Source organism: Siminovitchia terrae, assembly GCF_003605405.2.
GTDB classification, from domain to species: Bacteria; Bacillota; Bacilli; order Bacillales; family Bacillaceae_C; genus Siminovitchia; species Siminovitchia terrae.
In genome coordinates this window covers 331,510-355,721 of record NZ_QYTW02000002.1, presented here as the reverse complement: position 1 = coordinate 355,721, position 24,212 = coordinate 331,510, and the positions used below count along the sequence as shown (strand labels likewise).

The 24,212-nt window shown below is 34.2% G+C and carries 19 protein-coding genes and 3 pseudogenes; 7 read left to right on the top strand and 15 right to left on the bottom strand.

Features of this window, described 5'->3' with window-relative positions:
• Nucleotides 1-1,024 precede the first annotated feature (1,024 nt).
• The 6 genes and pseudogenes from D5F11_RS04025 to tnpA form a co-directional block, all read right to left on the bottom strand.
• Nucleotides 1,025-4,363 carry a DEAD/DEAH box helicase family protein gene (locus tag D5F11_RS04025; protein ID WP_120114591.1) on the bottom strand — a complete coding sequence of 1,113 codons (3,339 nt, stop codon included), beginning with the start codon at nt 4,361-4,363 and terminating at the stop codon, nt 1,025-1,027.
• Nucleotides 4,364-4,392: 29 nt separating this feature from the next.
• A complete protein-coding gene (locus tag D5F11_RS04020) occupies nt 4,393-5,592 on the bottom strand; it encodes a restriction endonuclease subunit S (protein WP_120114592.1) in 1,200 nt (399 codons plus the stop codon).
• Nucleotides 5,579-7,075 (bottom strand): type I restriction-modification system subunit M, encoded by a 1,497-nt coding sequence (locus D5F11_RS04015; protein WP_120114593.1) that lies wholly within the window; start codon nt 7,073-7,075, stop codon nt 5,579-5,581. Before D5F11_RS04015 ends, D5F11_RS04020 begins: the two co-directional genes overlap by 14 nt.
• A gap of 18 nt (nt 7,076-7,093) precedes the next feature.
• Complete coding sequence (locus D5F11_RS04010) at nt 7,094-7,498, bottom strand: restriction endonuclease subunit S (RefSeq protein WP_120114594.1); 405 nt, start codon at nt 7,496-7,498, stop codon at nt 7,094-7,096.
• 230 nt (nt 7,499-7,728) lie between these two features.
• Nucleotides 7,729-7,914 (bottom strand): annotated as a pseudogene (locus tag D5F11_RS28000) (N-6 DNA methylase); the annotation flags it as partial.
• Between the two features lie 466 nt (nt 7,915-8,380).
• The gene (gene tnpA / locus D5F11_RS04000; RefSeq protein WP_221768443.1) at nt 8,381-8,932 is read right to left on the bottom strand and encodes an IS200/IS605 family transposase; all 552 of its coding nucleotides are present in this window, start codon (nt 8,930-8,932) and stop codon (nt 8,381-8,383) included.
• 508 nt (nt 8,933-9,440) lie between these two features.
• Here tnpA and D5F11_RS03995 point away from each other — a divergent pair.
• Nucleotides 9,441-9,853: pseudogene (locus D5F11_RS03995) on the top strand (transposase); the annotation flags it as partial.
• A gap of 46 nt (nt 9,854-9,899) precedes the next feature.
• Here D5F11_RS03995 and D5F11_RS03990 read toward each other — a convergent pair.
• The 3 genes from D5F11_RS03990 to D5F11_RS03980 all read right to left on the bottom strand — a co-directional run bounded on the left by D5F11_RS03990 (nt 9,900) and on the right by D5F11_RS03980 (nt 13,534).
• Complete coding sequence (locus D5F11_RS03990; protein WP_120114596.1) at nt 9,900-10,547, bottom strand: hypothetical protein; 648 nt, start codon at nt 10,545-10,547, stop codon at nt 9,900-9,902.
• A 168-nt stretch (nt 10,548-10,715) separates the two neighbouring features.
• On the bottom strand, nt 10,716-12,440 hold the full coding sequence (locus tag D5F11_RS03985; RefSeq protein WP_120114597.1) for a hypothetical protein: 1,725 nt from the start codon (nt 12,438-12,440) through the stop codon (nt 10,716-10,718).
• Nucleotides 12,431-13,534 carry a dsDNA nuclease domain-containing protein gene (locus tag D5F11_RS03980; protein ID WP_120114598.1) on the bottom strand — a complete coding sequence of 368 codons (1,104 nt, stop codon included), beginning with the start codon at nt 13,532-13,534 and terminating at the stop codon, nt 12,431-12,433. Before D5F11_RS03980 ends, D5F11_RS03985 begins: the two co-directional genes overlap by 10 nt.
• Nucleotides 13,535-14,240: 706 nt before the next feature.
• On the opposite strand from D5F11_RS03980, the gene D5F11_RS03975 reads away from it, so the two are divergent.
• The 4 genes from D5F11_RS03975 (at nt 14,241) to D5F11_RS03970 (ending at nt 17,063) form a co-directional block, all read left to right on the top strand.
• Nucleotides 14,241-15,392 carry a pyridoxal-phosphate-dependent aminotransferase family protein gene (locus D5F11_RS03975; RefSeq protein WP_120114599.1) on the top strand — a complete coding sequence of 384 codons (1,152 nt, stop codon included), beginning with the start codon at nt 14,241-14,243 and terminating at the stop codon, nt 15,390-15,392.
• 472 nt (nt 15,393-15,864) lie between these two features.
• Nucleotides 15,865-16,035 (top strand): hypothetical protein, encoded by a 171-nt coding sequence (locus D5F11_RS25905; RefSeq protein ID WP_185830489.1) that lies wholly within the window; start codon nt 15,865-15,867, stop codon nt 16,033-16,035.
• A gap of 5 nt (nt 16,036-16,040) precedes the next feature.
• Nucleotides 16,041-16,157, top strand: coding sequence for a hypothetical protein (locus D5F11_RS27995; RefSeq protein ID WP_425470736.1), 117 nt, complete (start codon nt 16,041-16,043; stop codon nt 16,155-16,157).
• A 93-nt stretch (nt 16,158-16,250) separates the two neighbouring features.
• On the top strand, nt 16,251-17,063 hold the full coding sequence (locus tag D5F11_RS03970; protein WP_120114600.1) for a class I SAM-dependent methyltransferase: 813 nt from the start codon (nt 16,251-16,253) through the stop codon (nt 17,061-17,063).
• A 107-nt stretch (nt 17,064-17,170) separates the two neighbouring features.
• Here D5F11_RS03970 and D5F11_RS03965 read toward each other — a convergent pair.
• Nucleotides 17,171-17,296 (bottom strand): annotated as a pseudogene (locus D5F11_RS03965) (tyrosine-type recombinase/integrase); the annotation flags it as partial.
• A gap of 112 nt (nt 17,297-17,408) precedes the next feature.
• On the opposite strand from D5F11_RS03965, the gene D5F11_RS03960 reads away from it, so the two are divergent.
• The gene (locus D5F11_RS03960; RefSeq protein WP_120114601.1) at nt 17,409-18,023 is read left to right on the top strand and encodes a DUF4352 domain-containing protein; all 615 of its coding nucleotides are present in this window, start codon (nt 17,409-17,411) and stop codon (nt 18,021-18,023) included.
• A 218-nt stretch (nt 18,024-18,241) separates the two neighbouring features.
• Here the strand turns inward: D5F11_RS03960 and D5F11_RS27990 are convergent, their stop codons facing one another.
• From D5F11_RS27990 to dapF, 5 genes are all read right to left on the bottom strand, one after another.
• Nucleotides 18,242-18,322 carry a putative holin-like toxin gene (locus D5F11_RS27990; protein ID WP_221768445.1) on the bottom strand — a complete coding sequence of 27 codons (81 nt, stop codon included), beginning with the start codon at nt 18,320-18,322 and terminating at the stop codon, nt 18,242-18,244.
• A 254-nt stretch (nt 18,323-18,576) separates the two neighbouring features.
• On the bottom strand, nt 18,577-18,828 hold the full coding sequence (locus tag D5F11_RS03955; protein ID WP_126646493.1) for a hypothetical protein: 252 nt from the start codon (nt 18,826-18,828) through the stop codon (nt 18,577-18,579).
• 418 nt (nt 18,829-19,246) lie between these two features.
• A complete protein-coding gene (locus tag D5F11_RS03950; protein ID WP_120114603.1) occupies nt 19,247-20,503 on the bottom strand; it encodes a dicarboxylate/amino acid:cation symporter in 1,257 nt (418 codons plus the stop codon).
• A 266-nt stretch (nt 20,504-20,769) separates the two neighbouring features.
• On the bottom strand, nt 20,770-21,789 hold the full coding sequence (gene cuyA, locus D5F11_RS03945; protein ID WP_120114604.1) for a D-cysteate sulfo-lyase: 1,020 nt from the start codon (nt 21,787-21,789) through the stop codon (nt 20,770-20,772).
• 141 nt (nt 21,790-21,930) lie between these two features.
• Nucleotides 21,931-22,770: a diaminopimelate epimerase gene (gene dapF, locus D5F11_RS03940; RefSeq protein ID WP_120114605.1), complete on the bottom strand. Its 840-nt coding sequence runs from the start codon at nt 22,768-22,770 to the stop codon at nt 21,931-21,933.
• Nucleotides 22,771-23,484: 714 nt separating this feature from the next.
• Here dapF and D5F11_RS03935 point away from each other — a divergent pair.
• On the top strand, nt 23,485-24,198 hold the full coding sequence (locus tag D5F11_RS03935; RefSeq protein WP_120114606.1) for an MBL fold metallo-hydrolase: 714 nt from the start codon (nt 23,485-23,487) through the stop codon (nt 24,196-24,198).
• Nucleotides 24,199-24,212: the final 14 nt, after the last annotated feature.

Here is a 24,212-nt window from a genome sequence, read left to right as displayed (position 1 = left end):
GTTAAATGGATAGCATCACCTTTGATTAAGGTTTGTCCTTTTGACAAATTTGATGGAAAAATTCGTTCGGAATAATAAGATAAATAACTTTAACTTTTTAATGTAACGCTAGTGATCCCGATTAAAAGATATAGACAAAACGGGCACTAAATGCCCTTTTAAGTAGGAGTCCTAGCGGCTCCCTACATAACATGCTTACTAACAACTTCCCAATCTCACTTAGGGGATTATATTTTAAAGAAAGCAGCTACCTATTTGTGGTAAGGTTCCCCTTATCAATCTAATTGTGAAATTATCCTAGGGGATATTTCAAACAAATTGTTAAAAATGTAGTTTTTTTGTCTTTAGGTAGATTGAAACATATATTGTCATATTTCTTTTGTAACTTAATCACTTTTTCAATGATACTTTCAAATTTCGCCAACCGAAATTGATCATAAACACCTTTCATTTTGACTCTACCCCCTAATGATGCTGGAACTGTGACTTAAGTAAAACTGAGCTTAAGTCTAATAGATGATGTTTCGGAACCAATGAAAACAGATAAAAGAACTAGAACCAGTTTTAGTAGAAGACCAGAGGACATTAGGAGTATTTTAACATATTTGGGACAAAGAAGATGGAAGGTGCTTTTACCTTGGAGAATGGCATACTCACCCGGAAAGGGTTCCGGTTCCTTCTTCAGTTGTGCCATTTGCAAAGGCTGCGCCAAAAAAATTTCGCTAGTTGATTTTGATAAATAACAAGCAAAAAAGCTCAGGATTCTGAGCTTTTTTAATGTAATGGCTATTTTTTATTCCACAATCGCGCTCGATTGCGGAATAATCGTTACTGAAGAAAAGCACCAGTTCCTTTAAGGTAAAAAACTATAGAATTATCTGTAAAAGGAATCTTTAGGATAAAATGGATTATTATAGTAATACCGTTAACTGTGGCATAGGGATTGATAAATCTGCAATTTAAGACCTTATAAATTTTAGAATTGAAAAAAGCTGGGTTATAAATATATCCCCAGCTTAAATTATTATGAAATCACTTCCGCATTTCGGTTAATTGTATCAATTATCTCTAAAATTCCTTTTGCTTTAGGCAATTGATCTTTAAATACTACGGTGATACCACCTAATGTGGTAAATGGATCTTGCTGCAATGCTTGGCGCTCAAGAGTACCATTTTTAACCACATAATCAATAATTAACTCAACAAACTTTACTTGTTGAAGATTTAGATTTTCTTCAGATAAAAATGCTGAAAATGCTTCAACTGCTGCCTTACGGTCTAGACCAACAGTTTTACGGACAAGCTTTGTTATTGGTGTATTTCCAAAGTCCTTTTCGTATTGGTCTTTTGACCCTAATTCATTCCAAAGAATGTGCTCTAAGTACTCTATATCTTTTTTTGTTAATGGTTTATTGTTACGAAGCTTATAAATGGCCAATGTATCCTCGTGCTGATGTTCTTTTAGGTAATGTTCAACCTTTTTTCGATAACTTTGAAGGTCGTTTACATTTAATATCGAAGCATTTTCTGTTACTTCCAACACTTCGTCTTGAAAGTCCGTATAATAGATTTTTTGTCGAGAGCGTTCAATAAAGCGAACCAAATCACGTAATGCTTCGCGCACTTTCTCCAATTCTAGAATTGATGCCTCTTGCCAAAACTCACTGGTTCGCACAAGATCAATAATTTCTTTTTGCGCCATTACTTGTGGTATCGTACCTAATTTCGAAAGTGCCTCAGCAGTATCGATAACACGCTGTATTGGCTTTGTGGCGTTATTTGATTGTAAACTTGCCAATTCAATCGTAAGCATTAGTAGATCGAAACGTTTCGCCAATTCATCATCATCTATTGGTATAATTAATGGTGATACATTTTCTTTTACTTCATTCGTTTGAACAACGGATAAAGCTTTCCAATTATCTGCATTCTGATACTTGTGAACATACTGTAAATGTTGACGAACTCGGAAATTTTCCTCATTCAATGACCGTATATCCATTAGAATTTCTTTTAATAGCTTATTGCGATATCCTAAATATGGTTCTACTTGATACTGAATATCTTGAAGCTCTCGTCCAATATCCACTTTGGAATTGAAGAGCTTCTCAGTTAAAGATTTTGTGATTTTCGCTTCTTCACCTTTTTCATTAGCACGGAAATACTCAAAGTTTCGCAAATAATCAAATACCAAGAAATACTCTTTGTCCATTCCGGGTCCAAATAAGTCTTCACATAGACGCGTACCACGGCCAATCATTTGCCAAAACTTTGTCTTCGAACGAATTTTTTTAAAGAATACTAGATTTACTACTTCCGGCACATCTATTCCTGTATCTAGCATATCAACCGAAATCGCAATCTGTGGCATTTTATCCTTATCCGAAAAGTCATCAATTAATGTTTGGTAGTATTCCACGCTATAGTCGATCACTTCCGCAAAGTTGCTGCCGTAATCAGGATATTTTAAGTCAAAACGCTCTTTAATTGCTAGTGCGTGCTTATGATTTTTCGCAAAGATAATTGTTTTGCCTAATTTATCTCCACCTTCTACTTTAATTCCGTGCTCCATCAAATCTCGTAAAACGTGATCAATAGTATTTTTATTAAAGACAAAGTTATTAATTGCTGAACTATCGATATCTTTCACGTTTGGCTCGTCTTCGAAAACCTCGTCAAACTCTTCTTGTTCTTCTTTCGATAAATCGTCATAACGAATACCATCATCTAGAATCTTTAAGGTTGATTCGCGTGTTCGATAATCCACTAAATATTCATCTTCTACTGCTTTAGCAAGCTCATACGCAAAAGTCGGCACACCATTCTCTAAATCAAAAATTGTATAAGTATTCTTGTCCAATTCATCTTTTGGTGTTGCAGTTAAACCAACTAACATCCCATCAAAGTAATCGAAAATGCTTTTATATTTTTGATATATGGAGCGATGTGATTCATCTACGATTATTAGATCAAAATGACCTATCGTAAATAACCTATTCCCGTCTTTATTCTTCACTTCATCAATTGCATTCATCATTGTGGGATACGTTGAGAACACCATACGGGCTTCTTCAGGATTAGACTTCTTCTCTAACATATTGCTAAGAGATAGATTTGGTAATAGCGTGTTAAAGTTACGGAAAGCTTGTTTCACAAGTGATTTGCGATCCGCTAAAAACAAAGTGTTCTTTATCCAATGATGGTTTGTTAGCACATCGACTAAAGAAATCGCTGTACGAGTTTTTCCACTACCTGTGGCCATCACAAGCAATGCTTTACGCTGGTTATGACTAAATGCATCACATACAGTTAAAATTGCTTCTTTTTGATAGTAACGGTTTGTAATCTCTTCATTAATTTCAATATTGGTTAATGGTTTCTTTAACATTCGACGGTCAATAATTAGCTGTAACTCATCTTGCGTATAAAAACCAGATGTACGGCGAGCTGAATAATTGTCGTGCCAAATATATGTTTCGAAGCCATTTGTATAAAAAATAACTGGTCGAATTTCTTGCGCTTTCTCAATGCAATCTGCATATAATTTTGCTTGTTGTCGACCCACTTTTGCGTCTTTTGAAGTACGTTTTGCTTCAACAACGGCTAGCACTTTGCCATTTGTTCCAAGTAATACATAATCCACAAACCCTTCACCTGCACTGTTTGGCATTCCGTGCACCGGATACTCAACTATTACATTTTTGCCAATTTCCCACCCAGCCAATTTTAAATCTAAATCAATATAGCGCTTACGGGTTTCAAACTCTGATATTTCATCGACTTGAAAACTATAATCTTCTTGCTGTGCTTGACGATTACCTGTTAGTTGCTGACGAAGTTTTTCATTTTGTTTACGTAAATCCTCTAATGATTTATCTTTGGCACTTAGCTTTTCATATAAATCGTGAAGTTCCTCAGGATGTTCACGTTTGTACTCAGAAGTATAAAGAAGTGATTCATCAAAATCTGGTGCTGTATATTCCTCCGCATAACAATAATCAATCCAAGAAACAAACTGATGTAAATTATGTAGAGATAGAATAGCCTCATCACTTGTAATCGCTACATTCGTATGTACAGCAGCATTTCCTAGCTTCACAATATACTTCAACATCGGAAATAATTCCTCATCAAGAATAGCTAAAAAATGACGATCGTGAATTAAACTCGATAAATTATCTTGGTATGGAATCTTGACATCATTATCAAACTGATAAACCCATTTAACAGCTAGTTCCAGCGCACGGCGCGATAAAATCGCACACGTGGCCGGGCTTACTTGCATCGCTCGCTCTGCTTCTATACACGCACTCGCAAAGCTATTAAATGTCTTTTTATCCAATAAAAACTCAAAATTAGACATTGGTTTATCTCCTTTAAAAGTTATATTTATTAAAATTGATTTCGTAATAGTTCACCTTTAAAAGCTCTTTGAAGCAGGGAATTATATAGTGCTTTTTCTTTTTCTAATAATTGATTTAATTTTAGCTTTAAAGATTCCGTTTGATCGAATACAGAATTAAAATACTTTAAATCAGATTCATTTGGAATTTTTATTTTGTAATTTTCAATAAAGCTTTTGGGTACCCTTTTTTGTCCTGCGCTTCCTGTCATATTAATCTCCGCGATCTTCCTGAAAGTTTTAGTCATTGTTAACTGATAAACCCATTTAATAGTTAACGGCGATTCAATTCTTATAATATGAAATTCAGTTGAACCAAAACCTATACTATTTATTAAATTTTTTGCAATACAGCCTTTCCCATTTTCCATACAAGGTGTAATTTTAGCAAATAAAATATCATTCTCTTCGAAATAGGTAAATCCCGAATATACTTCTTTTAATTTTTTTGTTTCCTTTAAACTTAATTCTCCTGTTTCTGAAACATTATTCATTGGTACAAATGAAACTTCGATATCAGAATCCTTATCAATTATTGTTTTAGCCGGATTTATCTTCGCAATATCTTTAATTTTTCTCTTAGACTCTTCACCATATTTTGAATCAATTTCTATAAATATATTTTTGGTTAATTCATTTAAGGCATTAATTTGGGCTTGACGTATGTTGATTATTTCAAAAGCTTGGTCAAGAACTTCCACAATCCTCATTTGCGCATCTTTCGAAGGTATACTTACATCTGTCTGTTTTAAATATTGATCCAGCTTTAAATTTATGATCCCTGTGGTTTTATTTTGGAATTTTAAAACTCTCTTTGTACGGTATAGATTAAACATAAGGTACAAAAAGTATTTAGGTACAACTAATTCTCGATTTGGTCTTAATATACTTGTGAAATTATTGCATAAATATAGACCTTCTTCTTCAAAAAATACAACACGTCCAACTGGCTGTTCTGGACTACCTCCGGATTTTTCTATAATAATATCGCCAGGTAATAGTTTCTTTTTTTCCACTTTGTTAATATCAATAGCTCTTTTTACAACTTCTTTACTGAGATCAAGCTTCCCAGTATTAGAAAAATTGGTTGTACGAATAACCTTGACTCCTGCATTGGCATTTGAAATTTCCTGACCCCACTCACCATTAATAACATTCTGAACTAAATCATTTAATTTATATGTTGGCATCTATGAATTCCTCCAACTTTTTTAATCCCATTTGGATCTTCTTCTCCAATTCATTAATGTTTTTCAAGATCTCCTGGGGACTTGCATATTCTATTTCTTCATACACAAACTCTTTATATCTATTAATTGATAAATCATAACCTTGCTCACGAATTTCATCTACTGGTACAAAGAAAGATTGTTCCGTACGCTTTCGTTCGTTTTCACCCTCTAAGTTATGAAACCGAGTAATAATGTCTTCGATATCATTTTCTTCAATTGAAGTACGTTTATCATCTAAAGAATAGCCATCGGCTTTCATCTCATAGAACCAAACATTATTTGTGCCACCGGTACCTGTTTTAGTGAAAATCATAATTCCTGTCGATACCCCAGCATACGGTCTAAATACTCCACTCGGCATTGAAATAACCGCTTCAAGTTTATTATTATCAATAATTTCTTTACGTATTGCTTTATGTGCATTTGAGGTACCGAATAGTACTCCATCAGGAACAATAACTGCCGAACGACCACCTGGTTTTAAAATACGTAGAAATAGCGATAAAAAAAGCAATTCTGTTTTCTTTGTTTTTGTAACCTTTAATAAATCATTTGATACCGATTCATAATCAAGTGATCCTTTGAATGGAGGATTTGCTAATACTAACGAGTATTTTTCTACATCATTGTTATCTTCCGATAATGAATCCCGATAATCGATATTCGGTGCATCCACACCGTGCAGCATCATATTCATTGCGCCTATTCGTAGCATTGTTGTATCCATATCATTTCCATAGAACATTGTGTTATGGTAGTGTTCTTTTAATCCTGATACAAGGAATAAATCTGAATGGTTTTTACGTAAATATTCGCTTGCAGAGACTAAAAAGCCAGCCGATCCCATAGCAGGATCAATAATTATATCTTCAGGAGTTGGTTTCATCAACTCAACCATCATATTAATGATATGGCGTGGCGTACGAAACTGACCGTTTGTTCCTGAAGTTAGCAATTTAGACAATAGATACTCATAAATATCACCTTTCGTATCACGGTCCTCCATTAGGATGCTATCAAGTGCAGTGACAACTTTTTGAAGTGTAGCTGGTTTATTAATAAGGAAAGAAGCATCTTTCATATATTTAGAAAACGCTGAATCCTCTTTTCCACCTAATGATTTAATAAACGGGAATATGGTGGTTACCATCACTTGATGCATTTCTTCCGCTGGTAGCTGTTTGAATTGAGTCCAGCGCATTTTTGGCCAATGCTTTTTTTGTATATCTGTAAAATCATCTGGGATACTAGAGAAAATTCCTTTATGTTCTAAACCTAAAAATGCAGCTTCATTTTCTTTGCGTAATTCACTTTCATCTAAGCTTTTAATAAATAACAAATATGTTAGCTGTTCGATATTTGTTAATGGGTTTGTATTTCCTTCTGTCCAAAGGGTTGTCCAAATCCCATCAATTTTATTTTTAATTTCACCTGTAATCATTTTATCTCCTCCGTATAGTTAAGGAATCCTTAGCAATTCCAAAATAGTAAAGGCCTTATTAATTCCCATTGCTTTATATACTTCAAACTTTAAATCCTTTTGGCGTGTTTCTAGACGTTTCAATTCTTCGTTAATTTTATTTTGTTCAGTCTTGTATGTTTCGACAACTTTTCTCTGTTCTTCTAATGATAGGAGTGGAAGAGGTAGGTCTTTTAAACTCTTCATTGATAATGTCATAATTGTTGTACCTGTCGTATGGGTATCGAAATAAAATTGCGCAACTGGTGATTCTAAATATAATAGCAAAAATTCAGGATCTAATAATTCATTACAACGAATACCAGCAAAGTTTTGAGATAACAATACATTATTACGATCACTTGTAAATAGCGCAGCCTTGCGCTTCACTCCACGAACAGACAATAAAACATCATTGTAACAGTACCAAGGTCACTTATTTGTGCTTTTTCTTTAACAATATAGTTACTTGGCGTCAATTGTTTTAATTGAATCTCATCGCTAGTAATAAAGCGGCTAATTTCGGCTAATTTCCTTCCCTGATGAAATTATATCATTAATCAATTCAATTTTTTCATCACTCAATACAACATCACGCTTATTACCCGTTTCACCTAAATCTTCAGCATTTACCATTAAAATTTTACCTTTGCGTGATTCCGGCTTGTTTTGTTGCAAAGTAAGAGTGCCGTTTTAATACCCGTATAAGGTTGTAACAATGAGGGCAAAGCGATTACTCCTTCAATTACCCCCAAATCAATCAAGCGTTGACGGATTTCTTTCTCAGGACCACCCCTAAATAGTACACCCATCGGCAATAAAAAAGCAGCTTTTTATTAAGTATCCATTATTGTAGTACAGTTCATTTATTCATAAAAAACTACTCTAGCAGTAAAACTTCTTATTATAAAAAGCTTTTCTTAAAAGTTAATAACTGATCAAGTCCTTTCAAGTATCTCAAAAATAGAAAACTTCTAAGCGATTGATAACATTTATAATCAAAGTTTAAAAAGAATTTTTAATAGTAACATAGAATTTGATCTTCATTGACTAATACATCCTAAAAAACTGTTGTTTGGATAATTAATTCATCAATGTGGTAGAACCAAACAGGAACAGAGTTCCATCATGTTTTGATTGAATATTGAGAAAATAAAATTTCTCATTGAAAAAATGATTTATTAATTTCAGAAAAACTTTACACTGGTATCAAAATAGTATCATTCCAAAAGAAATCAAAACCACCAGTGTTGAACTGGTGGTTTGCTCTGCGGCTGAAAGCCTCTCTTACCGGCCTCGGCCTAAAAGGCCCACTGAAAGAGTTTCCCTTCTGTACCACATTCCCACACCAATTCTAAAGAATTTCTTTATTTCTTCCGATTTTTCTCCCCCCGTAAATGGGTCAAATTCTTCGAACAACGTTAACTGATCGGCCATATAATCTTCTTTTAGCTGATTTCTAATATATTCTTGTATTTGTTTCTTATTTCTGCCCACTGTATCGACGTAGAAACCTCGACACCAGAATTTCCGATTTCCATATCTATATTTCAAATTTGCATGTCGATCAAATATCATCAGGCTGCCTTTCCCTTTTAGGTAACCCATGAATTGAGATACACTTAATTTAGGTGGGATACTAACTAACATGTGAATATGATCCGGACAGGCATTTGCTTCATGAATGATTACACCTTTCCTTTCACATAAATCTCTTATTATTTGTCCAATACTCTTTTTGTATTTTCCATAAATGATCTGCCTTCTGTATTTTGGGGCAAAGACTATGTGATACTTACAATTCCATGTTGTATGTGCTAAGCTGTTCATGTCCTTCATAAGGGCATACCTCCTTCTTGGCGAGATGAAGTGGTCGGGAAACCAACTTTATCCTACCATGAAGTGAGGTTTTTTTGTTACCACGCTATAAGCTCTCTGGAACCCCGGCATAGCCAGGGGTTTTCTAAACCATCAAGAAAAGCCTTAAAATCCTAAAAAGGATTTCTAAGGCTTTTGCTTTTACTCCCACTCAGTACTTTGCCAATACAATATAGTGCAATATCGTTGATATGATAGGATTTCAGGAAATATCAAAAATAATAAAAACATAAAAATTGATATAAAGTGTGCCACAGATTTTAATAAATCGCAAAGCTGAAATGTGGGATCATTTCGGCTCTTTAAAGTAACTTTTCATTACACTATAGAAAAATCTCAAGAAAGGAAAAATTAATTGTGAAGAAATAGGGGCTTAGCTGAAGGCTATAGTTATTACAAAACCATATCGACTATCAAACTCTTAGACATGATCGAAATTAAGAATATCGTTCATTGATCCACACTCCACAAATACGTACCTAGCAAGGATTATAAAGTATTTACACAGGCATTAAGAAAGGTATATAGTGCTCCGAGTCAAATGCCTTTGCATCCTTTAAACAACAATGGACGGCCTATCCAGGAGTCATTGACGTATGGGAGAGAAATTTTGAACATGTCGAGCAGCTCTTTGACTATGGCAGCGCTATTCGCAAAATCATGTATACGACTAACGCCGTGGAAAGCATTCATTCAAGTTTTAGGAAAGTGACCAAAAAAGGAGCATTCCCTAAAAATGCCCTGTTAAAAGTATTGTATTTGCGCATTAAAGAAATGGGGACAAAATGGAATAATGCCCGTATTCAAAATTGGACCATGGTCAGGAACCAATTACTCCTTCACGACGAGCTGAACGATAGGGCTTTAAGATACCTTGAGTAAAGTGTACTTACACACTTTATTTGACAGCCCCTTTTTTGTTGTGAAATTAAATCTCAAATTTCCTAACCTTATTGAATAAGTCTGGTCTTATACTATCTAAATAATCTCTTGCCACTTCAAAAAATTTATCACTTCTACTAACTTTATATGCATAAATAGTATTAGAACGGTCATTAGTACCAATTATATATACGATGATATCCTTAACAGATAAAATATCACCTAAGTTTTCAACATTATCATTCGTTGATGAGATAGCAACTTTTTCATTAGGGAAAAACAATCTAGGTTCAGCATTCTTCCCATCAATTCTTGGACGTATCTCTGCTTTAACTAGATTAGATACGATTTTCAATTTATCCTCTGTAACACCAAGTGTATAGTTAGGATCTAATTTCTTCAATATGTAAATAAATGGAGAAATTAAATAATCAGGTTCATTATGGTAATTTTTCAAACACTCAATTAAAGTATGTTCAAAGCCTTTTGTATCACTTATTTCGTATAATTCATCTTGAATATTTTCTGCAATAATAAATTTTTCCACAATAATTACTTTCTTGGAAATAGCTTCTCTTATTAAAGCTTTATACTCATCTTTGAAGCCTGCCCCTCTGCTGTCGTTATAAAGAACCTTATAATTGAATTCATCATCTACTGTAACTTGATTAATAAATAAGTTTTCAATATTCAACTCTCTCATCCCCTTATTCGAATGTACAGTATTATTTCTTGAAAGTAGCCTTACAAAATTATATCAATAATCTAAATATATATCGATTTATTTTAAACAGTAAGTTGGGCTGTAAGTGTGTTATTTACTCATTTGAAATAGTTAACTTTCTTATAACTTATTACATTTTTAATAAATAATGTTAAATGTTTCTTCTAAATAATAATCTATACTACCATCGTATTTACTAAGAAAAGATCGTTCTCTAATTCCTTCTCCTATACAAATTAGTTTTGCATTTTGATTAAAATAATTTTTATTGTATTCATTTATCTTGTTTTCAAATTCTTTTATCTCTGCAATTGAAAGGATTATTTGTGTATCTCTAGGTTTGTTTTTGCTAATAAATTCTACAATAGCATCTTTGTTTGACTGTTCAATATCTTCTTTAAAAATTGCATCTAACATAAAAGGAAAACGATGAATTTCATTAGTTTTTTCTATTACTTTGTTAAATGCAAAATTATATGCAAGTACTGTTTTGTGAAGTTCAACACCCTGAGAAGGAAAAGCTGATATTTTATATAGCGATTTATAACGATCTTCTTGTAATTGTTTTACTCCTAACTCATCAAGATAGCTCAGAAAAATCTTTTCAAACTCTCTACTTTTACTTTTTCTTAGGTTTTCAACCTCTTCTTCAGTTTTATACCCTTTAAGGTCATCTACAATGCCCTCTTTTTCCGTTGTTAGTTCCCCAAGTTTTTGATGTAGGTTATATATTAAATGTATGTTTGCTTTGTTTTCCAACCAATTATCAAAGGATAAGTTATACCTTTTGTATTTCTTTAAAATTTCATATTCCTCTAACTTTTGTTTTTTGCGCCTATCGATATCCTTTTTTAAAGAATTTATTTCAGATGATATACTCTTTATCTTAGTTTTACAATTTTCTATTTCTTTTTTTGTATCATTCTTTTCTTGAAGATACTTATAAGAACTAGCAATGCTGAAACTTAGCTCTTTATCACAGGTAGGACACACTCCATCTATTGGATCTTGCTTTTTGTGATCTCTTGAAATTTTTCGAAGTAATGACTGCCTTTCTTGATAATAACTAAGTTCATTACATTTAGAAATCAACTTCTCTTCTTTCTCAATTAATAGTTTTTGGTTATCGCTATGAGAAGTGAGATAGCCTTTGGCTAATTCTGTAAATTTTTCATCTACTAATTTAGTAACTTGAAATTCCTCGTTATTTTTTTCCAAATTAATATAAAATTTTATTTCGTCTTCTTTATTTTTAAGTTGTTGTTCAAGTTTCTGTTTTTTTTCTCTATCAATAATCGATTCTATTCCAAGGTAGTAGTCCAAATAGTCATTTTTAAAATTCCTGTAAAACTCAAAGCTGCTAAATGCTTTTCGAAGGTATACCCATCCAACTGACTGTGATATGTAATATGGTAAAAACATTGCTTCAATTGGTGCTAAGTTATAACCATCCTTATTCTCTAACATCAAAGAAAAATTAAACAGTTTATGCATATATTTTTTTAATTTTATATGTTCGTAAGAATTATTGGCATTTATACCATTGAATTTAATTGGAGGAGAACCTTCTCTTTTTATACACAAAGTTTCATCTTCTCTTACAAATATTACATGTTCTGTTTTATTATCTTTAACTATTTGACAGTCCACTCTTACTATTACTTCTTCATCGATTATTTCTTTTAAATAATCATTATTATCATTAATGCCAAAAGTATAAAGTAGCAACTGAAAAACTGTGCTTTTACCAGATGTATTTTTACCGTAAATAATATTAACATTTTTATCAAATTCCGTATAAAAATATTTATTTTCCTTTTCTGTATATGCTATAAGCTTATTAATTACTAGATTTACTCCCAAAGCTCTGCCCTCACTTCTATATAAGCTGCATAGATAGCAGCTTTAATACTTAATGTTGGTAATTGTGAATTCACATGTTTCGAAAATTCCTCATATAGGAATTGAATACAATCAAACTCATCTATAAAATCATCTAATGAATTTTTGTTATCTTTAACAAAAGAAAAGATTTTCTGATGTTCTACTTGTTCTTTGTCTTTAAATCTATCAATAGAGTTAATGAAATCTGATTCGAATCTCCTCTTTTCAGAAATAGCGATCCTTAATTTATTACACACCTCTTTTTCTTCTGCCCGCCACAAATCAAATGCCATATTTTTTGTAGTAATAATATTTATTGCGTTATCTATTTTTTCACTACTTACACGTTTTGACTCATCCATAATCTTCACAACATTCCCTCTATTTAAAGTGTTTTCAACATCCCTAAATAGAAGTAATAGCGTCTCTACTGCGGCTCTATGATCGCTAACCGTTTTACCAAATATTCTATTAAAATGTCCTACTAAATAGTCTTTTTGTTGCTTATACTTTTTTGGTAAATCAATATATGCCATTGATACATTGTCCAGTTCCTTTAAAGCTTCTGAATTTTGACCTAATAATTTCTGTACTTCAGATTTGATTATGCTACCTATTTCTTCATTTAAGTCCATCAATCTTAATCTACTAGTTGTTTCATTGATAATAGTACTTTTTCTTTTCCCTTTTCCTCTTTTATTATTATTTAAGCTGATTGAATTATTTGTAACAAACTCTAAATTGTGTGTGTAACTATCTAACTTCTGTATATTATCATTCTTTAAAGTTATTCCGACCTCTGCCATCTTTTTCAATATTTCATATATTTCTGTTCCTTGTTTCCATTCCCCAGAAGACTTTTTTGCTTGATAAGCATCAATAGAAGAAACTAATTCATCATTTGTTTGATAACAGAATAAAAAGTCGTCATGATGTTCCAAGCAAATAAAGTACTTCCTGTCTTTTATATCTTTATATTTATCAAACAATATATATAATGCACAATGCTTTTGAAACTCAAATCCTGATGATCCATGCACCCCTGCATTTGCAGCTTTATTTGGACTACTCATAATTATATTTATCCCTACTTTACTTATCTAACTAATTTTTGATATATTTCTCCTTTTATATCTCATTCGTTATTTTTTTCAAAATACCTGCTTAATTCTACAAACATTCAATTTCAATGTAAAAATGCGTTGTAAGAGGAAAAAATCCTCTTACAACGCATTTGATTTATCATTTATTCCTAATTTCAATTAGCTTTTTAAGCTTAGTTATCTCTATATTCATCTCAATATTTCTATTTACCATCACTTGTGGTACGGTTCACCGTAACGAGTTTAAAAGAAGTTTATTTATATTAAGTTTCGGTAATTGGAAACGAGGTCCATTCCGATGTAATACTCCGTTCAAATCTCCTTTCTAATCCATAACATCCAACTTCAGAGTATATACCTTGGACTTTAAATCCCATTCTTTCATATTTTTCTTTTAATACTTGGATGGCACGATAGAGCTTAGTCCTTTTGGTTGTTCAATTGATGTGTTCCGGGTATAGATGGCAATTCTAACCTTTTGTAATTGATTATTCTCCTCATTTGCAATCTTATTTTATATAATCTCGCCCCGAAAAATTTCTAATTGTAAAGGATCTATAGATGGTATTTTATTTAAACTGACCCCTAGATTTTAAGATAAGTTGATACTTTTAAACATATCAATTATTTGCTAAGGTTATCCCATAAAATACATGATTGAAAAGGAACGATTTATATGAGATTTAAACCAAGCTATGCACCAGGACCAACGGACGTACGTGAGAATGTCCGCTTGGCGTTAGCTAAAAAAACAAATAATCCTGATTTTGATAAAGAATTCATCGACTATTACCATGAGGTATGTCAAAAGATGGCCCAGGTCATGGGTACTACAAATGAGGTATTGCTGCTTGCTGGAGAAGGGATTCTAGCTTTGGAAGCTGCCTGTGCGAGCTTAACTGAACCTGGCGACCGTGTCCTTGTACTTGATAACGGTATATACGGTGAAGGTTTTCAAGATTTTGTCAGAATGTACGGAGGAGAACCTGTTGTCTTAAGTTTTGATTATCATAAAGACATACCTGTTGAAGAATTACGAGATTATTTAGAAAAAGATCATGACTTCAAATATGCAACATTAGTACATTGTGATACACCAACGTCCATCTTAAATGATGTTAGCCAACTCTCTCCCTTACTAAAGGAATATGGTATTCTGACAGTGGTGGATTCAGTAGCTGGTATGGTTGCTGAACCCATCGATGTCGACCAAAATCAAATCGATATTTGCTGTGGAGGTACTCAAAAGGCGATCTCAGCACCTACTGGCTTAGCTATCGTTTCTATTAGTGAGGACGCCAAAAAAGCGATGAATGATCGAAAAACACCAATTGCTTCATATTATGCAAACCTCCAAATTTTCAATGGATATATTGAAAAAGGAACCTTGCCTTATACGATGCCCGCTGGCCATATTGAAGCTTTAGACATTGCCTTGGACAATATTTTAAAAGAAGGACAATTGGCGGTTTATAAGCGACATGCGAAAATTGCGAACGCCGTGCGAAAATCCATACAAGAATATGGACTATCCTTATTCTTAGAATCAGGATGCTCCAATACGGTCACTGCCATCATCATTCCAGAAGAAATAGGCGCATTACGATTACAACAACACATCCAAGAAACATACAATCTATACATCGCCACTTCTTTGGCGCAATATGAAGATGTCATCTTGCGAATTGGTCATATGGGGGAAAATGCCTTCATTGAAAAAGTTCTATCTGTATTAACGGTGATCGATAATGGCCTACGTGATTTAGGTTTCAAAGGAAAGGGTCATCTTGGACAACTATTCCTGGATGCCTATAAAGCAGAAAATTAAGGGAATAGTTTTTGGTCATGACCGCTAAAGCACCCACTCTTCCCCAATCGGTTTTTTAAATCCCAAATTAATCATAATTCAGGCTGGATCCAACATAGATTCAGTCTTTTTCTTTTGGTTTAATATCTCTTCAATTCCTTGTAAATATTGGATTCATATGGCTTCCAATCTCTTTTTAGTTGTTTTAGGCACTAAATATTTCTTTTAGTATAACAACATGTAGTCTCATCGACTAAGAAACGACTTACAAATCAATATAAGTCTAAATATCTGTATACTAGTCAACAAGGATTATAATTTTTGAATTTATTATTTGGAAAAACACTACTTTTTCCGTATCTTTCGACAATAAACTTTTTTTCCCTTGATTTATATTAAAATACTATTACAATTATTTATTAAATGTTACATTTTCCCTTATTTTCACATCATTAGTAATATTTACCTTCTTAATTCATTAGGAGGCATACTTTTGAAAAGAGTTTTTCCAATAATTTTAGTCGTTCTTTTATCTTTTCAAGGCATCCTGCCTGCAGTTAGTGCAACAGTGAATACAGATAAGGATCTCTTTGATATCAACGTTGAACCAAACGCTACTAGTGAGCAGGCTTTATTGACATATCAGCATTGGATGACTCAATAGAGAGTATGAAAGTGATGCTGCCTGAGCAAAGTAAGTTTAGTCAAGAAAAACTTGCATCTCAAGCCATCGAACTGAAGGATGATAAAAAAAGCCATACAGTTACTATAAAGAAGGTTAGATGATCATACAGCTTAACTGCAAAAATATGGTTTTTTAAACAATATCAAATAAAGTTTGAAATAAGGCTTAAATATCATATACGAGGAGGAAGTAACTTGATTAAAAAAGAAGATCTTAATTTAACAATGTTAGGAATTCCATATGTAAAAAGTAAACACTTGAATGATATGCAGTCCGAAAAAATTATTAGGGAAATTGAATATGCGAATGAATTTCAAGAAAGTTGTGATGAGTTATATGATGGATTTTATACGCGAAATGTTATATCCCGACATCATTATTTAACTAACCAAATAAACAAACATTCTAATTCATTTGAGCAACTGTTAATTCTATCTGTAGGGTTAGATACAAAACCAGATACACTCTTTTCCTTAAAAAATAAAAAATGTTTTGGATTAGATATTGCAGCGAATGACATTAAAAATATTTATTCATATTCCAAAACTAAAACTAAGACTAAGATTCTACAGTGTGATCTTGAAAAAGATATTAATTCTACCATTCTTGAGGAACTAGAACAAGAAGGAATGATTCATAGCAAACCAACTTATATTATTTGGGAGGGAGGCACCTTCTTTATTAGTAAATCTAATGTATACAAAGCACTCCAGTACTTCTGTAGTCATATAAATATTGTAGGGTGTAGTGTAGATTTTATGAATAAAGAAGTATTTTCGCCTCCAAGACACAAAAAAGCAAACGAACACCTTCAATTAATGGAAAAAATTGGTGCTCCGTGGAAATCATTTTTCTCTGAAGATGAATTAGTAAAAATGTATGAAGAACTTGGTTTTACTAATATTGATATTACTTTACATGGTGAATATGAAAAGAAGAGTCTAGGTACTATTAAACTTGATAACGATATTATGTATATGACTACGGCAGTAAAGTTTAGTTCATGATATATTAAGTCCCGTTGGTTCCATACCAAAAGTGTTGATTCTAGATTAATGTTTACAGTTGATCTTGTTGACTTCTTTGAACAAATAAATGCATCATCAATCATACATCCGATATAACGCAACGTGACGGATGGCGAAGAATGCCCAAAAATCCTTTGCAGCATGGCAACATCTTTATGCTCTTGATAGAAATGATAACCAAAAGTTTTTCTTAACGTATGAGTTCCAATCGGCCCCGGAATATTACATGCCGATTAGTAGCAACTACATTTCACTTTTTAGATTGCAAATCATCTGATGAATTTTTACCACAAGCACTATATTAATTTTATTGGAGGTAGATAAATGAAACGTCTTTTATATGTATTAGCAACTGCTTTACTAAGCTTTGGACTTTTAACAGCCTGTTCATCAGATAAGAGCTCTAATAACGGCACGAATGACTTAAGTAAATCAAATCAAGAAGAGAATGAGAAAGCTAACAGAACGGATAAAGCGAAAGGAGATACTTCATCTGATGATTTTGACGATCAACCAGATTTAAAACTGGGTGATACTGCTCAAATTGAAGATACTTTAGGAAAATATGAAGTTACGATGGAGTCGATTAAACAAGTACCTGATATTAATGGTGAAGGCCCACAATTAGAGAAATTGTTTATTGCAGATATTACCGTCAAAAATATTGGTGATACAACAATTGAAGCAAAAGATGTGATGGATAATTTCATGTTTGCCGATGAAAAAGAGACGTCGGGATTTCCTGATGAAGCTAAATTTTTTGGTATGGAAGAGATAAAAGGTGAGCTACAACCAGGTAAAACGATTACAGGAAAAGCGGTTTTTGATTCATATGGCAACGATACGTATTATATATTCATTGACGTCGGTTTAGTCGCGTCAAAAGCTGTAAAGAACCAAGTGATTTGGACGATAAGCGAAGACGAAATCACATCATGAATAGCTCTCTTGCTCCGATTTAAGCATTTAACAAATGATTAGTTTTCTTTTTAAGAAAAAGAGGGTATACTGTAAATAGAAAATGAATAAATTAAAAAAGACCAAAGGTGCTGGTACACCTTCGGTCTAAGCAATAGCCCTTCAAGGGGGCAGCTCAAATTTTGAGTTATCACGAAAAATAACCAACCCAAAATGCTCGCTAGGCAGTCATGGGGTGGTTATTTTTTTTGTTGCGACAGTATAGCTACGATTAACGTTGCAAAAGAGATCGTCAAAATCAAACTCTCGAATACTGTCATAAGGCATCACCCCCTTTACAGGGAATGAGCCACCACCCATGAAAGCCCTATTGCTCATTCTATTATAGCATCTTAAAAAGCTAGATACATATTATCTAAAGATTAAGGAGTGGGTTTAGTTAATAAGTAGGGATTTTTAACATTCCTGCAATCAGTACCACTATTTTTTAAACCAATTAACATTTTCCCGGAGCTCCTGCATGATGATTTCTGATTTGTCTTAAAAATGTCTTGCTGATATTTCTTGTGCCACTTCATCTCTTGAAGCAATACGTACATGACATAATGAGTAGTGGTTCACCCTCTGCATGGTGGTTTATGTAATCTTCGTCCTCATCTTCATTCCAATCCAACTCCGAAAGGCCTTCATCCATATATAACGAAGTCTTCTCCCATCTGTTTTTAAAGTCTTTTTGCCAGGCCAATGCTATTTCTGCTTCATTTTCACTTGCTACTTGAAAAACATATTCTTCTTTGTTTAATTCAATGATCAGGTCCGTGCTCATAATCCAAAAACCCGTCTCATAGGTTTCTTTCCTTATCGGTATACTCCCTGCAAATCCAGCTACTTTTAAATCCCCCTTTTTCGGGGTCAACCATATAAACGTAGTTTAAATAAGAGGAAATGGTAAAATTCCCATTTTACAAGTATTTATTGAAACTATCATAGAGCATCTTCCAGGCTATAAATCCGCATGAAAAATTAAAAGGCCTGAGCCCGGTAGAATACCGAGTTCAGACCTTGGAGGTTGCTTAAGAAAATATGATGCCTACCTTTTTGGAGTCACTTCAAAATGTAGTGTTTCTTTTTTCCTGCTTTCATGGTGATAGAGTTATATTTAAATAATCTCATATTATCATTCACTTACATAAGACTTTGCATTGGCTGAAACTTTATCAGCCTTTATTATCTTTTTTCCTTCCTCATACGGTTAAACTATGCTGTTGTGGCTCTTCAACGTTTACTTGGTCCATCCAATCTTTTCCTTCTAATTGTCTTGAAACGAGCATACTTGCTACTGTATCCCCAGTAGCGTTGACCATTGTCGCCGGCGGATCTACGACGACACCGATGGCTGAAATAATTGGCAATGCTTGGATCGGCAAGCCATAGAGAGTAACAATAACCATTTCTCCAATGAAGCCTCCGCCAGGAATCCCGCTCATTACAACACCGGACAATAAGGCTATACCAATAGCTGTTAGAAACGTATCTATTCCGCTATAGTCCATGTTGAACACACCGAATACAAAAGCAATTTTAAGTATTGCTGAAAGACAGGATCCATCCATATGAATGGTTGCTCCAAGAGGTAATACGGTTTCCCTGATATCTTTCGGAACGCCTATGTTTTTGGCAGCTTGTAAGTTTACCGGTAATGTGGCAAAACTGCTTCCGGTTCCCAATGCCGTTGCTGCTGGTGTAAGGATATTTTTCCAAAAACGGGTAACCCCCTTTTTTCCTCCTGCAATAAATGCATAGAGTGTAAATCCAATAGCAAAGTAAAGAATGGCAACCGGATAATAAAGGAGGAATGCTTGAGCGTAATCACCAATCAACTCCGCGCCCATATCTCCTATCAACGCAGCAAAATAAGCTCCTAAACCGATGGGTGCATAATACATAATGAGTTGAATGACCTTCATAAATATTTCAGATCCACTTTCAAGAAATCGGGCAAACGGTTTGCCAACTTCACCGGTTAACCCTGTTGCTATTCCAATAAGAACAGAAAACACAATGAGAGCCAGCATGTGTTGACGGGAAAACAAGTTAACAAAATCCGGAACCGTGAAAGTGCTTACAAGTTGTTCTGAAAGTGTTAGCTTTTCTAAGTTTCCCGGAGTTTCCAAAGAGATATCCACACCAGATCCCATCGGAAAAATAATCGTTGCAACAAGCATCGTGACCGAAGCAATAATACCAGTAATGACGAAAATGGTTATCATCGATCCCATGATTTTACCAAGCCGGCGCATGCTGTCCATGTTGGCTACAGCCGATGAAATAGAAAAGAAAACAAGTGGAACAACTACCATGAAAAGTAGATTGATAAACAAGTCTCCAAGTGGCCGAATAACACCAGCCTTTTCACCAAAAATCAGTCCGATAATGGAGCCGATAATAATTGCGGAAAGAAGAATTAATGGAAAACGATAGGCTTTTAATTTTTTTCCCAAAGTCGTTACCCCCTATGTTTGTTAGCGTTTCCATTCTATTCGAATTCATATTTATTCCAGTGGTAATATCCCTTCTCATTTCTGCCGCCCTTGTCATTTTTACATGTTTGCTTTAGCCATTTAATCGTTATATCCCCACTTAAGCAAACACATATAATATTCTGAATCCGACAAAACTGCAACAGCCTTCATATGTTTAGCCCTTCGTTCAACACTTTTTATCATTTAATCCACAATCCAAATACATTTGCTCTCCGCTGTATGCGTCAACCCTGCAAAACAAACAAATCTTCATTGAATAATGTATGGTTTGCGTATAGGGAAGGAGAACCGCCTGTATGTATGAACAGTACATTTTCATCTTTCTTGAAAGTTTCATTTCGGACCAATTCAATCAGTCCAGCCATTACTTTCCCAGTATAAACGGAATCTAATAGGATCCCTTCTGTACGTGCCAGCATTTGTACCGCTTCAATCATGCCTTCTGTTGGAATCGTATAACCTCCGCCAACGAACTGATCATTGCATTGCACACTTTCACTGGGAATCTCACATGAAACATTTAGAAATTTGGCTGTCTCTTGAACTAGTTGATAGATTTTAGGGATCTGTAATTCATTTGATCTGGAAACATTAATCCCGGTTACCTTAATGGAGGCATTGTTTCCATGTAACCCAACAATTAATCCTGCTTGTGTTCCACCGCTTCCACTTGCCACAACAATATGGTCAATCGCGAGCCCTTGTTCAAATGATTGTTGGAGGATTTCCTGTGCACAAGCAACATATCCTACAGTACCCAACTCATTGGATCCACCGACAGGAATGACGTAGGGATTTCTTCCTGAAGCAATCAGTTTTTCACTTACTGCCTGCATCTCGTCATTTAAATCTGAACCATTTTTTACGACTATAATCTCTTCTGCTCCAAGCAATTTATATAGGAGATTATTTCCATTCGCATTTGGGTCATATGTTGTTGCAACCCCTTCTTCTAATACAAGCTGGCATTTTAATCCCTCTTTCACTGCTGCAGCCAATGTTAGACGGCAATGGTTCGATTGAAGCGCACCACATGTTACAATCGTGTCTGCTCCCTTTGCAATTGCATCCGCCATTAAAAACTCTAATTTTCTTGTTTTATTGCCGCCCCCGGTCAGTCCCAACAAATCATCTCTTTTGATGAAAATATTAGGCCCATTTAATAAATTAGTAAGCCGATTTAACTTTTCAATGGGTGTTTGTACTTGTGTATAACATTTTCTCGGTATTTTTGATAATAACATTCAAATATCCCCACCTTTTTTGACGGCCGTATTGTTTCGTCAATTCTATTACAAACAACCGCCGATTTCTAAATCACCCTGTTTATTAATCTTAGATGTCCCGTGTAAATACATATCTTAACCATCCTCTCCCTTTCCACTTTATACTCTGACTGATGCTTCTGAAAGAAGTTCTCCCTCAGCAACAACAACCGCATTTCCCTCCAAAAATATATCTTGAACATAGTCTTCTGTGATTCGAAAGGTAATCGTCAAAATGCCTCCCTTGGTATGAACTTTCACAGGAGAAGATACATTGCTCAACAAACCTGAAATAATTGCCGAAGCGGTCGCACCAGAACCACAGGCCAATGTCTCATCTTCCACTCCGCGTTCATACGTTCTAATCTTGATTTGATTTTCATCACATATTTCAATTAAGTTTACATTCGTTCCACTTGTACAGATGGCTGGATTGTATCTGATTGCTCTGGCCCACTGAATAAAAGATTGATCCTGTTTTAGATCTATATTCCTTTCAACAAATACCGTATGTGGTACGCCTACCCAAGCAAAATGATAGAAAACGTTTTCATTTGAAGGAAAAGGTTGATTGAGATGGAAATCCTGAATCGGTATGGGCGGAAATTTAATTTGGACATTCTCATTAAGTATTCTTCCTTCGTAAATACCATTCAACGTTTCGAAAGTCATAACATCCCCGCCTATTCCCATTAAATAGGCGTACTTCACAATACAGCGTGCTCCGTTTCCGCACATCTCCCCTTCACTGCCGTCTGAGTTGAAATATCTCATTTTAAAATCTGCTGAGGTGGATTTTTCCAATAACATTAGGCCATCCGCACCAATATGGAACCTCCTGGTGCAAACGGACTTGACAAAATGAGAAAGCTCAAAACTTTTCATTACAGAATCCCGATTATCAATCACAACAAAATCATTGCCGCAACCATGCATTTTTTTAAACGGAACTTTTCTCAAGCCTGAATCACTCCTCTTGTGATGATTTCAATAACTTCATTAAGTTCCCTCCCATATTTTCAAGTTGTAGGTCGTATCATCTGTCGACTCCACGTGAGGCACAGTTATATAAGCACTAGCAAGTTTCATACCTACGCAACATTTTTCTTAAAATAAATGAAAAACCCCGGATTTTAAAGTCTTTTCAGAAAGATGTAACTTTATTTAATATTATAAGTTTTGCATAGGAATAATGCAAAAGCTGCCGAATATTCAGCAGCTTAGTTTCGATAGATTAATTTTGCCAGTATAGATTGCAACGTTTGTTAAGGCTTATCCAATAATAGGAACAGTATGAGCTTAAAACTGTAAATCCCATTGATACAAAAGGGGAGCTTAGATTTAGACCTGGAATTACAACTTGTCACCACGTTAATGATGAAATTATTACAAGAATCTGAAGTCCTAGCGGCCCCCTTCCTACAACATGGTTTCTAACAACTGTCCAATCATACTTAGGGGATTACATTTTAAAGAAAGTAGCTACCTATTTGTGGTATGGTTCTCCGTAATGAATCTAAATAAGGCATCGAGTAATTTTATTGGTCTAGTCTTTAAAAGTTAAAAAGGAATTAGAGATCTTTCAAACTATTTTAGAAAAAATTTTTCTTGTCAAAACTAATGATGTTAGTTAAAATAAAACTAACGTTATTAGTTAGATGAGGTGGTAAAAAAATGAAGGTTTTTAAAGAAGGTTTTATTCAGCAATTAAATTTTTCCCCTACACTTTTTCCAGTTAGTTGCTACTTTGTAGAAGAAAAAAATGAACTAACTTTAGTAGATACTGCTCTGCCAAATAGCTATAAATCAATCATTGATACAGCTCAAAAAGTTGGGAAGCCTTTAACACGAATTGTTTTAACACATGCTCACAGGGATCATATCGGCTCATTGGATAAACTAAAGGAGATGCTTCCTGACGTAATGGTTTATATTTCCAAAAGAGACGAACGCTTATTAAGAGGTGATCGCTCTTTAGATAAAAATGAAAATAAAACACCAATAAAAGGTGGAGTGCCTAAGCCTGGAGAGGTAAAAACACAGCCAGATGTGTTACTTCAAGAAGGAGATCGAATTGGCTCACTGAAAGCGATCAGTACACCAGGTCATACTCCTGGCTCAATGTCTTTTATTGATGAACGAACGAAAGCAATCATTGCTGGAGATGCTTTTCAAACTCGAGGTGGAGTCTCAGTTTCCGGGCATATACAAGTTTTATTTCCTTTCCCAGCCATGGCGACTTGGAATAAGGAAGAGGCACTAAAAAGTGCAATAAAGATTAAAAATCAAAACCCTTCCCTTCTTGCCGTAGGACATGGAAAAATGGTCATGCAGCCTGGAAGTATAATTGAACTCGCTATTTCTAAGCTTGAGAAAACAATTAGTTGAACAAAATGGAGGAT

What these genes read in the sequence shown, in the direction of transcription:
- D5F11_RS04025 (WP_120114591.1), bottom strand. Translation starts at nt 4,363, where the DNA reads ATGTCTAATTTTGAGTTTTTATTGGATAAAAAGACATTTAATAGCTTT.
- tnpA (WP_221768443.1), bottom strand. Translation starts at nt 8,932, where the DNA reads ATGAAGGACATGAACAGCTTAGCACATACAACATGGAATTGTAAGTAT.
- cuyA (WP_120114604.1), bottom strand. Translation starts at nt 21,789, where the DNA reads ATGTTATTATCAAAAATACCGAGAAAATGTTATACACAAGTACAAACA.
- D5F11_RS04020 (WP_120114592.1), bottom strand. Translation starts at nt 5,592, where the DNA reads ATGCCAACATATAAATTAAATGATTTAGTTCAGAATGTTATTAATGGT.
- D5F11_RS04015 (WP_120114593.1), bottom strand. Translation starts at nt 7,075, where the DNA reads ATGATTACAGGTGAAATTAAAAATAAAATTGATGGGATTTGGACAACC.
- D5F11_RS03960 (WP_120114601.1), top strand. Translation starts at nt 17,409, where the DNA reads ATGAAACGTCTTTTATATGTATTAGCAACTGCTTTACTAAGCTTTGGA.
- D5F11_RS27990 (WP_221768445.1), bottom strand. Translation starts at nt 18,322, where the DNA reads ATGACAGTATTCGAGAGTTTGATTTTGACGATCTCTTTTGCAACGTTA.
- D5F11_RS03935 (WP_120114606.1), top strand. Translation starts at nt 23,485, where the DNA reads ATGAAGGTTTTTAAAGAAGGTTTTATTCAGCAATTAAATTTTTCCCCT.
- D5F11_RS03980 (WP_120114598.1), bottom strand. Translation starts at nt 13,534, where the DNA reads ATGAGTAGTCCAAATAAAGCTGCAAATGCAGGGGTGCATGGATCATCA.
- D5F11_RS27995 (WP_425470736.1), top strand. Translation starts at nt 16,041, where the DNA reads ATGAAAGTGATGCTGCCTGAGCAAAGTAAGTTTAGTCAAGAAAAACTT.
- D5F11_RS03975 (WP_120114599.1), top strand. Translation starts at nt 14,241, where the DNA reads ATGAGATTTAAACCAAGCTATGCACCAGGACCAACGGACGTACGTGAG.
- D5F11_RS03955 (WP_126646493.1), bottom strand. Translation starts at nt 18,828, where the DNA reads ATGAGCACGGACCTGATCATTGAATTAAACAAAGAAGAATATGTTTTT.